The organism is Bacillus sp. LQ16 (assembly GCF_057784645.1).
In genome coordinates, this window is record NZ_CM173491.1 from 3938812 (window position 1) to 3951065 (window position 12254).

Below are 12254 nucleotides of genomic sequence, written 5' to 3' on the forward strand. Positions count from 1 at the left end.
TTTTAAGGCGCAAACGTTTTCATTAATGAATGATAACAGATTCTATCTCAATTTAAAATAGCGCTTACAATTTTTATTGTTCTTTTTCTAAGAAAACATGCGAAAATCACTAATAACTCTCCAATATATGAAAACGTTTTATTTTTTTATTTATTTTTTGAATCTATTCGTTTATAATGAACTCAAAGAAAACGTTTGCATAATTATTTCTAGGGGGAAATACCATGGCAGAACTTAAATTAGAAAACATTTATAAGATATATGATAATAACGTAACAGCTGTAACTGATTTTAATTTACACATTCAAGATAAAGAATTTATCGTATTTGTCGGTCCTTCTGGATGCGGAAAATCTACAACGTTACGAATGGTAGCTGGACTCGAAGATATTTCAAAAGGCGAGTTTTCAATTGATGGTAAACTAATGAATGATGTTCCTCCAAAAGATCGAGATATCGCAATGGTATTCCAAAACTACGCTCTTTATCCACATATGAGTGTATATGATAATATGGCATTTGGATTAAAACTTCGAAAAATACCAAAAGATGAAATCGATCGTCGTGTAAAAGATGCAGCAAAAATTTTAGGACTTGAACAATATTTAGATAGAAAACCGAAAGCATTATCAGGTGGACAGCGCCAACGTGTTGCGTTAGGTAGAGCAATCGTTCGAGATGCAAAAGTTTTCTTAATGGACGAGCCATTATCAAACTTAGATGCTAAACTCCGTGTTGCAATGCGCTCAGAAATTTCTAAGCTACATCATCGCCTTGGAACAACAACAATTTATGTAACACATGACCAAACAGAAGCAATGACTATGGCTTCGCGTCTTGTCGTTATGAAGGATGGAAAGATTCAACAAATTGGAACACCAAAAGAAGTATATGAAACACCAGAAAACATTTTCGTGGGTGGATTTATCGGGTCACCAGCGATGAACTTCTTCCGTGGTAAATTGACTGAAACCGATTTCGTTATAGACAATACTATAAAAATCAAAGTATCTGAAGGAAAAATGAAGATGCTACGTGAACAAGGCTATGTAAATAAAGAAATTGTTTTAGGTATTCGCCCGGAGGACATTCATGATGAACTACTATTTTTAGAAGCTTCACAATCTACTACTTTCACAACAAAAATTGAAGTTGCTGAATTGTTAGGTGCTGAATCTATTTTATATATGAAACTTGGAAATCAAGATTTTGCAGCACGTGTTGATGCAAGACATATATTCTCACCTGGTGACCAAATTAAATTGGCATTTGATTTAAATAAAGCGCATTTCTTTGACAGCCAAACAGAACAACGTATTCGCTAAAAAAATTTCCTTCTATATAACATACAAAAAAACCGTCCACATATATTGAGGGCGGTTTTCATTATTATACTAGGGCTTCTACTGTATGAAATGATTGTCCTTTCGTGCCAATAATACCGAAAATCGGTAAATCACTAAGCACCACTTCTTCTTGCTGTTTCATAAAAGATGACGTTAATTGTTTTATCTCTATCCAAACGTCATTAATACAAAGTACATTGGAATCGTTCTCTTGTTGGCGAGAAAAAATAGAATCTATTTTATATAAACCAGCATTTTGAAAAAGCATGTCAATGCGACTGAATGCATTCAAAGTAATGCTAATAACGCGTTGCCAATCTCCTTGCTTTTCCATATCATAGAATACAAAAAGGGCTTCTCCGCCTAGATTCGTAATTTCCTCCACTGTTGCTTGTCCACTTTCTTGATCAATGTCCGTCACAATTACTTTTGCGCCTTGTTTAGCCAACAAAAGAGCTGTATTACGTCCAATACCGATGCCACCGCCAGTTACGATAGCAACTTTTCCTGCAAGCTTCATTTTCATTACCCCTTCTATAAGTCTTACCGTCATTCAGTATACTCCTTTATGAGATTATTCTGCAAGCAAGAAAAATTGCTATTCAATTTGTAAACGTTTACTTTTTATCCTTCTTTTTTCTTACTCTTACGCTGATCAAGAACTAGACCGATAAAAATGAGAATGCCCCAAAAAATTATGCTACCTCCTGTCATCTCAACTTCCCCCTTATTATATAAAGTAAAACTTTAATCAGCCCCAAATGGTGAGATAAAGATATTATTTTTAATTATTATACCATTATCTTAATTTTCAATCTATTATAAATAGAAATGACACATTTTAGCTTTTCCTTACTGTAAATATTCACAATATACTTATAAAATAAAAAAAGACCCTTTTATATATAAAAGGGTCTTTTTTTATTTTATTATACAAGACTTATTATTTTCGTCTTTGTAATTAAGTCCTGAAAACCGCAATTGTCTTTGCGGAACAACATCATATATACGTTACATATTAATGGAATTCCTAATAGCAATACGTTCGGTAATAACACTACAAAAAATCTTATAATTAATGTTTGCAACGTTAGCTTTTCACTCTTCAATGAAATTAATTTTATTCTCGTTACCTTTTTGCCAAGTGTAACACCGTTCCAAATAAAGGGTAATACAATAAAATATATCGCCATTAATATGAAAACTACTGCGAAATCATATCTAAAATCACCTAAGCTTATATTAAAGCGCTTAAACATAGCACTATAGTTTCCGGTCATAATAGCTACTACTGCACCATACATAACCGAGATTAAAAACATGTCAATTAGGGAAGCACCTATGCGATTCATTACAAGCGCTGGACGATGCATCTTTAACTTCATTTTATGTCGACTCCTTCATATCCTTCTTTACCCGTCTCATCGTACCACTTCTAAAAAACATTGTAAACTAGCGTTTCTCTTACTTTTCTTGTACAATTTGTTACAATAGCATTATAAAGGAGGTTCCCATATTGAAAAAATGGATAATCCTATTCGTCGCCTTCCTATTAACTGGTTGTGCAGGAAACACAAGTCACTTAACTTATACGGTTAACGATGAATACGAACTCATACGTACTTCTGGAAATGCATTTGAACTTTTCCCCTCGCAAGATGCTGTATATGCCACACAATACATCCCTGCAAAAATTACAGACATTGCTTGGGATGATAAATACATTATTGCAAAACAAACTGAGGAAAAATCAGATCCAAATAACCCTGACGCAGCAATTGCAAATAAAAAAAGTGAACATTATTGGATTATTGACGTAAAGCACAATAAACGTTTCGGTCCCTACAATGAAAAGCAATTTAATGAACAAAAGGATGCGTTTAAAATTAAGGTGCCTTTTCAAAATGTAGATTCATACATAAAAGAAATAAAAAAACAGTCAGCATAATATTTGAGTGCTGACTGTTTTTCTTACATTATTTTAAAAACACCTTACTCCGAAAGTGAGATATTAAACGTTTGTGACTCTTTTACAACATCTTGTGTTTCAGAATCTCCTGCAAGTAAATCATCAGTTGTAAACTGAATATCCTTTACTTTGTCTTTTCCATCGTCAAGTATTAAACCAATAATACCATCTCTTGTTTCACCAGGCTTATAGTCTTCTCTTGACACATTTTTTGTACCAACTAACGTATCTTCATCATATAAAAAGTTTTGAGTCGCTACTTTAAAATGTTGCTTACCATTAATCATAACATCATTCATAGAGAAAAATTGCATATTTTTATTCCCGCTATTCTCCACTTTATATGTAATCTCAACGTAACGAATTGTATTACTAATCTCTGTTCCACTTAGCGATGCATATAATTCTGCATCTTCTTGGCTTACTTTATCCCCTAATCTACGTTTTACTTCTTCAGGAGTTAGTGCCGTGTATACTTTCAATGTATTTTTTGCTTTTTCACTCATCTGTGATAAAGAGATTACTTTCACATCTTGTACGTGAATTTTCATTGGCGCTACTTCAAATGTTTGATTCACAGAGTGCATCTGCTCTAACTTGAAAGTACCCCATCCTGTTTCTTTCACTTTTTGTCCTACTTTTTTCAGCTCACGCCCACCATATTCTTTCGTTTCAGGAATAGATTCTTTCTTCTTCGGTTCAGCTTTCTTTTCTTCTTGATGGAAGCAACCACTTAACATAAGAAGAAAACTACATAAAACAAAAATACTTTTCCATGCTTTCATCATTTCATTTCTCCTAACACTATCATTCATGAATATAAAATTAGTCCCTTGCCTTGTAAACTATAGAAACAATGAAAAGTCCACAAAATGAACTTGTCAGTCCAGATACTATTATACCTCCAATTTGGAAAATATGAAAATAGGGATCTAGGAACGCATGCACGATAAATATAATAGTTGCCACAACAATTACTGAAATCCAATACTTTCTTTTTTCCGAAGCTAAAATAAGATCTTTACCCATTCCATTTCTATACTTCCATAAAACGTATACTAATAATAGAAAACCAATACATGTACTTCCATGTTGCATATATTTATAAACAGGGATACCGTACCATTCTCTTTGCAATAATGGTATTTTCATAACAAAATAGCCTGTCTTATGAGTGAATGCATCCCAAACAACATGCGTTAACATACCGAATAATGCTGAATAACAAAATACAAAAAGATCCTCCCATGTATGAAGCCCCCATCTCTTGTCTATTGCATATGTATAGTAGCCAGCAAATGGTTTAGGTAAATGTGTTATAAAAGGCTTTTTTAAAACGTAATGATATATACATGCTAACAAGAAGACAAGTGGTAAATTTAAATATAAGAACCCAAGCCACGTATGCCCAATAACACCATACGGTCTAAAGTGTAAAAAATATTCAAAGTCAGGCGCCATACTACCTAATATAAGAGCCGTTACGGAAATATGTTTAGAATGCTTTTTAGCCAAAGGAAGAACCGCTGCTGGATGTGCAAATGTAAACGGCATGTTTTAACTCCTTCTCACATTTTCAATAGAATACCATCTATCATAACGAGAGAATAGATCTTCATGCAATATTTATTTTCACATTGGAATATGATAGTTTAAATGATATAATCCACATAAAATATTCAGAAAATAAGGAAGGGATTCAGGTGTCATTAACACTTGTATTTGCTGCCTTTTTAGATTCAAAATCCGTTATGAATTGAGGTTTATATATTGATTGACGTACCCTTTTTACAAAATGTCACATTAAAAAAAGAAAATATCCCTAGTTTTTCCGCATATCCTTACTGCTTACCCGCTATCCGAACATTACAATCACTAGCTTTCCATCCAAATGTAACATTCATTATTGGGGAAAACGGAACGGGTAAATCAACATTACTTGAAGGAATTGCAATTGCGTTAGGTTTTAATGCAGAAGGTGGAACGAAAAATTTCCGCTTTAGCACAAACGATTCACATTCATCTTTACATGAATACCTTCGAATTTCAAAAAGTTTCAATACACCAAACGACGGTTTCTTTCTTCGCGCTGAATCTTTTTATAACGTTGCTTCTTATATTGATGAAATAGATGCTATAAAATCTTATGGCGGCGTTTCACTTCACGAGCAATCACATGGTGAATCATTCTTTTCCTTATTTATGAACCGTTTTTCAGGACAAGGTTTATACATTTTAGATGAGCCTGAGGCCGCTCTATCACCTATGAGACAACTTTCCATGCTCATTCGAATGCATGAACTAGCGGAACAAGGTTCACAATTTGTTATTGCGACGCATTCTCCTATTTTAATGGCTTACCCTGAATCTACTATATACTCTTTAACACAAGAGGGGATTCACGAATCCACATTAGAAGAAACCGAGCATTATCAAACGACGAAACTTTTCTTTGAAAATCGTGATCGATTATTTCATCATCTATTTGAGTCATAAAAAAAGAAGCAGCAATAGCTGCTTCTTTTTTATAGTGCTTCTATAAATAAGGCAACCCCGATACCGCCACCGACGCATAAAGAGGCAATTCCTTTTTCTAACCCACGTCTTTTTAATTCGTGAATTAAACTTACCGTAATACGAGCCCCTGTACAACCAATTGGATGCCCAAGTCCTACGCCACTACCGTTTACGTTCACTTTTTCACGGTCTAAGCCTAACTCTTTCTCTACAGCTAAATATTGAGCCGCGAAAGCTTCATTAATTTCAAGTAAATCTGCATCTTCTAATGACCAATCCACTTTTTCTAAACCTTTACGAATTGCTGGTGCTGGTCCAATACCCATAATTTTCGGGTCTACTCCAGCTACTGAATATCCAACAATTCTAGCTAACGGTTGTAAGCCTTTTTCTTTTGCTTTTTCTTCGCTCATTAATACTAGAACTGCACTTCCGTCATTCAGGCCAGATGCATTACCTGCAGTTACAGACCCATCTTTACGGAATGCTGGTTTTAACCCTGCTAATTTTTCCGCTGTAATATCTGCACGTGGATGCTCATCCTTCGAAAATACTACTTCTTTTCTACGTTCTTTTATTGTAATAGGAACAATTTGATCGTCAAAGTGTCCAGACTCGATTGCCTTCAGTGCCAATGTATGACTGCGAAGAGCAACTTCATCTTGTTCCTCTCTTGTAATTTCATATTGTTCAACTAAATTTTCCGCTGTTTCACCCATCATAATATGGTGAATCGGATCTTCTAACACTTCCCACACCGTATCACGAATTTCTCCGTGCTGTAGACGTTGTCCCCAGCGGTGCTGTTTCAATGCATAAGGGCTCGAACTCATCGCTTCTACTCCACCTGCAACAACAACATCACTTACACCTAATTGGATTTGCATTGCAGCTGACATAATTGCTTGCATACCTGAAGAACATTGACGTTGGATTGTATATCCCGTAACTGTGTCAGGAAATCCTGCCGCTAATGCAGCTGTTCTCGCCGTATTTGCTTCATCAGTTCTTTGAATACAATGGCCTAAAATTACTTCATCAACTTCATGTGGTTCTACCCCGCCTCGTTTTACAGCTTCCTGAAGTACAGGAACAGCTAATTCTACTGGCGTTACATTTTTTAGCGCTCCTCCAAAAGTTCCAATTGGCGAACGAACTGCAGCTGTAATAACAACATTATGCATTTTGTACTTGCCCCTCTCTTATGTACCCTAGTAAGTTTTTAGGTGAAATTCCATAAGATGTATATCTATAACTATCATACTATAAACATACTAAAAAATCAAAATATTTCATATAATAAAAATAGAAGGAATTAACCTTCTATTCTGTCAGTGCATATAAAAACTTTTGCAAAATTTTCTCTGTCGTTTCATTCAATTTTGGCAACTTATCTACTGGAAAATATTGAAGTTTCAACCCTTCATGATCGAGCTTTAATTCCCCGCTCACATGATGTGCCTGATACAGATGAATGACATTGAAAATTTCATCGCCATTCGGATAACGGAAATATACTTCTTTTCCTGATAGAACACCAAGAAATTGCATTATTTTTGCAGTTAACCCCGTTTCCTCAAATAACTCTCTACGTGCCGTTTCTTCTGTCGTTTCACCCAGTTCCATCGCCCCGCCAGGTACACCCCAATCATATGTATCTGAACGATATTGAAGCAATACTTCTTGTTTATCATTTAATATAATGATTGCTGATCCTACGAGAATAAGCGGTCTTGTACCAACGACTTTTCGTAACTCTTCAATATACCCCATATGTAAATTCCCCTTTCCCTAACCTCCCTTATCATAACAAAATTTCTCTCTTTTTGTTCATGTAATTTTAAAGAAAAAAAGGAAGCTTTCGCCTCCGTTTTTTCATCTTTATTTCTTAAAACTTTCATATTTTACAGCTTCAAAAGCTTCCTCAATTTCATCATTACGATAATGGACATATGTAAAACGACCCAATTCTACTAATCTTGCTATTTCCTGTAACGCTTTATGCTGCTCATATGTTTCTTTCAGCTTAATATGTACATAAAACTTCATTAAAGGATGTTCATATAAAGGTTCTCCCACCTCTACATATACATCTTCAACCCCTTGTACAACTCTTACATAACTCGCAAATTGATAAAGTGCTTCTCTGTCTGAAACGATTTTTAATGTATACATATATTCTCCCCCTTTCCTTTACTATATCAAAAAGACGACCATACCATGTTATAGAACTATGAAATTTTTTCGACTTGTCATCTATATATTCAATAAAGAAGGCGTTTATCCATACATGACATCTTTTTCCCACATATATTATAGGAAGAACTTTTTTTCATTTGAGGTGTTCCTTATGGATCCATACGTCAATATATGTATTTGCATTACTCCCGGCGCCGATATTTCTGATGACCGCATCGCAAAAGATTTAGCTGTTGCAGAATCAATTTGGCACCCCATTACATTTCAAATTCAAGAAGTAATTGTATTAAATGAACTTTTCCGTTTTTTTGACCGTGAAATCAGTTATAAAAATTCCATTCAAAGTCAAGAAAAGTTGGCATCCTTTTTCCAAACATGTGTAAATGAAGCTCCTGAATGCGACCTTTATATTTGTTATATTGGCAGTGATTATTTCAAAGAAACAGCAGTAATTGCCTGCGCTTATTCTTTAGCAAAACAACAGCAACTTACTGGCTATATCGTTTTAACAAATTCGGCTGCCCCTATGAAAAATATATATACGCTCGCTCACGAAATCGGTCATATTTTATTTACAAGACGTATTCATGGAAAACTTACTCATGCAGATCCTCATTCTCCAACCGGTTCGGAGCACCACCCTTCTCCAACAAATCTTATGTATCCAATAGTCCCTCGTCCAGAAAACGTTCATATTCATTCCTTATTAACAGCAGAACAAAAAGCGCTCTCTTTACAAAGCTCTTTATTACAAAGAAAAAAACAGTAACCCTCATGTTACTGTTTAAAACAACTTGTTCCAATCAACAAACCAAATCCCGGCTGCTAGAAATAAAAATAGACAACTAAATGTAAATGTAATCCCTCTAAAAATCCCTATATAATATTTCTTTGGAAATAATTTTTTGCATATCCAAAGCAGCCCTTTTCCAATTAAACCGAAGAACAGAATATAACCCGATGTGTCATCTAATAAAGTATCGAAATAGTCATCATGTACCTTTTTCGAAAAGGTAGTATAGAGCCCAAAAATCGTTAAACCTAAAAACACAATAGACAATATACCTAGAAATATACTTTGCATATTCGTTCCCCCCTTGATAAAAAATTCAGTTCGTTCACTTCACTATTAGTATAAAACTAGCTTACAGTTTTTTCCTCTTCATTTTTAAAAGACCATCTCATTAATACATATAAACTTCCGTACAGAAGTAAAGGCTCTAACATTCCCCAATATGGGTTTTGCTTCCCTAATTCTTTAAATACAAACATAATTAATAACGGTATGATAACAGCTAATATTCCAATCCATCCCAGTATGTACGCTTCACCAATTAGCAGTACTAATAAGATTATTCCAGCTAGTATATAACTTTGCATTGTAGTTAATTGCAATACAGGTGTCCCGTACCATTTATTCATAAACATTAATAGTACTAGTAATAAAATTGGTAGCAAAGCTGCTACATAAATAATGCTAAATTCTTTTATTTTGCTCTTAAATGATGACATTTTAAAAGCAAATATAACGCCTGCAACAGTAACCATTAATATAATTGGATATCCAATCAACTGCACATTCGTTAATACAAATTCATGATTAGAACTTTCAAATAAAATATTTGTAAGTAACCAATATCCTCCTATTCCAATTATCATTCCTAAAATAGTCTTTATACTCCCACTTTTATCCTTCTCCATCTCTTTCGCTAATTCTTCCGCATACTCTTTTGGTGAGTCACCAAATATGTCCCTTACCGTCTTCCCCTTTTTTTCACCTTCTATTAAATGAAGCTCTGCATCTTCTAGAAAGGCGTCCACCTCTTCTTCTTTAATCCCTTTTGTTATTAAATATACTTTCGTATCGATTAAAAACTTTTCTCCTTCTTTAGAAACATTCATTATAACCCCTCCCTTATTTAACCATTTCTCTTCTATTCGTCTTCATCATAATTTCAAAGAAAATTAAAATAAACAAACTTCCGTATAAACATATAATTTGAAATAACATTGGCATGAGATCTTCAGATGTAAATGTTTTAAACAGTAACATAATAGAAAGTGGAATGATTAAATATAAGTTTTTAAACCATCCTTCAAAATATATATTTATCGCTACTGTGATGATAAAAATCCCACCAGCTACTATATAACTTTGGACTTCGGTGAATGTGAGCATTTTTGTAGGATATATCACATCTAATATCGTAACAGCTCCTAATAAAAACAATGGAGCAATCATAACTAAAGACCACATGGAAAACCATGTTTTTGTAAAGCTTGTGACGAAGGTCATTTTGCGAAGTAGAAAATTAGGACCCATAACAACTAAAATCAATGAAAAACTGTAACCAATACACTGAATAAGTGAAATCTGTAACATTCCATTACTCACTATTAAGATAGAAGCAATAATCCAAAAAGATACGATATTCATTACTGTAAAACCAATTTGCTTCCACGTTTCCTGTCTATCTCTTTCCATCACTTTTACAAGTTCATTTGCATATTCTTTCGGTGAGCTTCCGAAAATATCTTCTACACTCTTCCCCTCACTCTCACCTTCTATTAAATGAAGTTCTGCGTCTTCTAAAAAGTTTTCAATATCACTTTCTTTCACACTCTTTGCCGTCAAAAATAATCTCATATCTAACAAAAACTTTCGTGCTTCACTTGATAACATTATTTTCTCCTTCCCTTCCCTTCAAGTAGACGTTCTACACTACTTTGCATCGCTTCCCAGCGATCCATAAATTCATCAAGTGCTTCCTCGCCTTTTTCTGTTAATGTGTAATATTTTCTCTTTGGACCAGATGGAGATTCCTTCATTACGCTTGTTATTAATCCTTCTTTTTGCATTCGTATTAATAACGGATAAATACTTCCCTCACTCGCCATTGTAAAACCATACTTTGCTAGCTTCTCACTCATTTCATAACCGTATATTTCGCCTTCAGAAATAATAGCAAGTAAGCATCCTTCTAAGATCCCTTTCAGCATTTGACTTGTCGACATAATTCAAACCCTCCTACTATCTTGTTTTACAAGATAGATAAGCGTAAGTATCTTGCTTTACAAAATAGTATAGCAAAGACTATTTTGCAAAACAAGATAGCTACCGATATTTTTTCCAAATGTTTGCAGGATTTTCATTATAACCTCTCTAAATAGAGCACTATGAAAACTTTATTATGAAGGGATGTTTTTCATCATGGTTACAAATCGAGTTGTCTTTTTAACAGGTGCTGCGAGTGGTATTGGATATGAACTGGGAAGTGCTTTTACAAAAGAAGGTGCAAAAGTTGTGATTACTGATCGTCTTGAAGAACGTGCGAAAGAAGCTGCTGAGCAATTACAAAGTGAAGGTTTTCAAGCTATCGGTTTAAAATGTGACGTTACATCTGAAGAGGAAATTACAGCATCAATTTCTCAAACAGTTAGTCATTTCGGTTCATTAGATATATTAATTAACAACGCAGGAATGCAACACGTTTCACCCATTGAAGACTTTCCAACGGAAAAGTTTGAGCTACTAATTCAAATTATGCAAATTGCTCCGTTTATCGCAATTAAGCATGCCTTTCCGATTATGAAACAACAAAAATATGGTCGTATTATTAATGTCGCTTCTATTAACGGCCTTGTCGGGTTTGCTGGAAAAGCTGCCTACAATAGTGCAAAACATGGCGTAATTGGATTAACAAAAGTTGCCGCTTTAGAAGGTGCTACGCATGGTATTACTGTTAATGCCCTTTGCCCTGGTTATGTCGATACCCCTCTTGTACGTAATCAACTACAAGACTTAGCTACTACACGAAATGTACCACTTGAAAATGTTTTAGAAGATGTTATTTATCCACTTGTCCCACAAAAGCGCTTATTACAAGTACAAGAAATCGCTGATTATGCTATGTTTTTAGCGAGTGAAAAAGCTAAAGGTATTACTGGTCAAGCTGTCGTTATCGATGGTGGCTATACTGCTCAATAAAAAATAAAGTTTGCTCAAGAAGAGCAAACTTTATTTTTTATTGCGAGGATCTTCGTACTTTAGTAATTGCCGCGGGAGCTTCTCAATTGCAACAATTACCCCCTCTAATTTACTTTCAATACGGTGGAGTAAATATAATGTTACAACAATTGGAAACCCTACATTACCTATCATCTTGATCCACTCTTCCATCCTCTTCTCCTCCTTTCATTATATAAGTAAGAGAAAACAATGC

At 34.4% G+C, this 12254-nt stretch carries 18 protein-coding genes; 5 read left to right on the top strand and 13 right to left on the bottom strand.

The genetic code is table 11. The features are described from left to right. Positions 1 to 224: 224 nt before the first annotated feature. Positions 225 to 1325 (top strand): ABC transporter ATP-binding protein, encoded by a 1101-nt coding sequence (locus AC3EMB_RS19660; protein WP_000818934.1) that lies wholly within the window; start codon positions 225 to 227, stop codon positions 1323 to 1325. 64 nt (positions 1326 to 1389) lie between these two features. On the opposite strand, the gene AC3EMB_RS19665 is transcribed toward AC3EMB_RS19660, so the two are convergent. From AC3EMB_RS19665 to AC3EMB_RS19675, 3 genes are all read right to left on the bottom strand, one after another. Continuing rightward, a complete protein-coding gene (locus AC3EMB_RS19665; RefSeq protein ID WP_000218413.1) occupies positions 1390 to 1899 on the bottom strand; it encodes an SDR family NAD(P)-dependent oxidoreductase in 510 nt (169 codons plus the stop codon). Positions 1900 to 1970: 71 nt separating this feature from the next. Next, positions 1971 to 2060, bottom strand: coding sequence for a hypothetical protein (locus tag AC3EMB_RS19670; protein WP_000145638.1), 90 nt, complete (start codon positions 2058 to 2060; stop codon positions 1971 to 1973). 215 nt (positions 2061 to 2275) lie between these two features. Next, entirely contained in the window at positions 2276 to 2731 is a 456-nt protein-coding gene (locus AC3EMB_RS19675; protein WP_000769080.1) for an RDD family protein, read from the bottom strand. A gap of 131 nt (positions 2732 to 2862) precedes the next feature. Here AC3EMB_RS19675 and AC3EMB_RS19680 point away from each other — a divergent pair, with 131 nt between their 5' ends. Beyond that, a complete protein-coding gene (locus AC3EMB_RS19680; protein ID WP_000758789.1) occupies positions 2863 to 3294 on the top strand; it encodes a DUF3997 domain-containing protein in 432 nt (143 codons plus the stop codon). A 44-nt stretch (positions 3295 to 3338) separates the two neighbouring features. Here AC3EMB_RS19680 and AC3EMB_RS19685 read toward each other — a convergent pair whose 3' ends face one another. Next, on the bottom strand, positions 3339 to 4103 hold the full coding sequence (locus AC3EMB_RS19685; RefSeq protein WP_000973900.1) for a hypothetical protein: 765 nt from the start codon (positions 4101 to 4103) through the stop codon (positions 3339 to 3341). A gap of 37 nt (positions 4104 to 4140) precedes the next feature. Next, positions 4141 to 4869 (bottom strand): DUF4184 family protein, encoded by a 729-nt coding sequence (locus AC3EMB_RS19690; protein ID WP_001116896.1) that lies wholly within the window; start codon positions 4867 to 4869, stop codon positions 4141 to 4143. Between the two features lie 216 nt (positions 4870 to 5085). Between AC3EMB_RS19690 and AC3EMB_RS19695 the strand changes: the two genes are divergently transcribed. After that, positions 5086 to 5811: an AAA family ATPase gene (locus tag AC3EMB_RS19695; RefSeq protein WP_000568001.1), complete on the top strand. Its 726-nt coding sequence runs from the start codon at positions 5086 to 5088 to the stop codon at positions 5809 to 5811. A 29-nt stretch (positions 5812 to 5840) separates the two neighbouring features. Here the strand turns inward: AC3EMB_RS19695 and AC3EMB_RS19700 are convergent, their stop codons facing one another. The 3 genes from AC3EMB_RS19700 to AC3EMB_RS19710 form a co-directional block, all read right to left on the bottom strand. Next, the gene (locus AC3EMB_RS19700; RefSeq protein ID WP_000552075.1) at positions 5841 to 7016 is read right to left on the bottom strand and encodes an acetyl-CoA C-acetyltransferase; all 1176 of its coding nucleotides are present in this window, start codon (positions 7014 to 7016) and stop codon (positions 5841 to 5843) included. A 139-nt stretch (positions 7017 to 7155) separates the two neighbouring features. Beyond that, positions 7156 to 7605 carry an NUDIX hydrolase gene (locus AC3EMB_RS19705; RefSeq protein ID WP_002005651.1) on the bottom strand — a complete coding sequence of 150 codons (450 nt, stop codon included), beginning with the start codon at positions 7603 to 7605 and terminating at the stop codon, positions 7156 to 7158. 108 nt (positions 7606 to 7713) lie between these two features. Beyond that, positions 7714 to 8007 carry a DUF3928 family protein gene (locus AC3EMB_RS19710; RefSeq protein ID WP_000288330.1) on the bottom strand — a complete coding sequence of 98 codons (294 nt, stop codon included), beginning with the start codon at positions 8005 to 8007 and terminating at the stop codon, positions 7714 to 7716. Between the two features lie 175 nt (positions 8008 to 8182). Between AC3EMB_RS19710 and AC3EMB_RS19715 the strand changes: the two genes are divergently transcribed. Next, positions 8183 to 8800 carry an ImmA/IrrE family metallo-endopeptidase gene (locus AC3EMB_RS19715; RefSeq protein WP_000371605.1) on the top strand — a complete coding sequence of 206 codons (618 nt, stop codon included), beginning with the start codon at positions 8183 to 8185 and terminating at the stop codon, positions 8798 to 8800. Positions 8801 to 8815: 15 nt separating this feature from the next. Here AC3EMB_RS19715 and AC3EMB_RS19720 read toward each other — a convergent pair whose 3' ends face one another. From AC3EMB_RS19720 to AC3EMB_RS19735, 4 genes are read right to left on the bottom strand one after another with little or no spacing between them, the layout of a single operon-like run. Continuing rightward, on the bottom strand, positions 8816 to 9115 hold the full coding sequence (locus AC3EMB_RS19720; protein WP_144465503.1) for a DNA-binding protein: 300 nt from the start codon (positions 9113 to 9115) through the stop codon (positions 8816 to 8818). A 56-nt stretch (positions 9116 to 9171) separates the two neighbouring features. Beyond that, a complete protein-coding gene (locus AC3EMB_RS19725; RefSeq protein WP_197242708.1) occupies positions 9172 to 9933 on the bottom strand; it encodes a DUF1129 domain-containing protein in 762 nt (253 codons plus the stop codon). A gap of 13 nt (positions 9934 to 9946) precedes the next feature. After that, positions 9947 to 10714, bottom strand: a complete 768-nt coding sequence (locus tag AC3EMB_RS19730; RefSeq protein WP_168410254.1) for a DUF1129 domain-containing protein — start codon at positions 10712 to 10714, stop codon at positions 9947 to 9949. Continuing rightward, positions 10714 to 11046 (bottom strand): PadR family transcriptional regulator, encoded by a 333-nt coding sequence (locus AC3EMB_RS19735; RefSeq protein WP_000107977.1) that lies wholly within the window; start codon positions 11044 to 11046, stop codon positions 10714 to 10716. Before AC3EMB_RS19735 ends, AC3EMB_RS19730 begins: the two co-directional genes overlap by 1 nt. 196 nt (positions 11047 to 11242) lie before the next feature. On the opposite strand from AC3EMB_RS19735, the gene AC3EMB_RS19740 reads away from it, so the two are divergent. Beyond that, positions 11243 to 12019 carry a 3-hydroxybutyrate dehydrogenase gene (locus AC3EMB_RS19740; RefSeq protein WP_488517233.1) on the top strand — a complete coding sequence of 259 codons (777 nt, stop codon included), beginning with the start codon at positions 11243 to 11245 and terminating at the stop codon, positions 12017 to 12019. Positions 12020 to 12049: 30 nt separating this feature from the next. On the opposite strand, the gene AC3EMB_RS19745 is transcribed toward AC3EMB_RS19740, so the two are convergent. Next, positions 12050 to 12211, bottom strand: coding sequence for a YvrJ family protein (locus tag AC3EMB_RS19745; protein WP_000393338.1), 162 nt, complete (start codon positions 12209 to 12211; stop codon positions 12050 to 12052). Between the last annotated feature and the right edge of the window lie 43 nt (positions 12212 to 12254).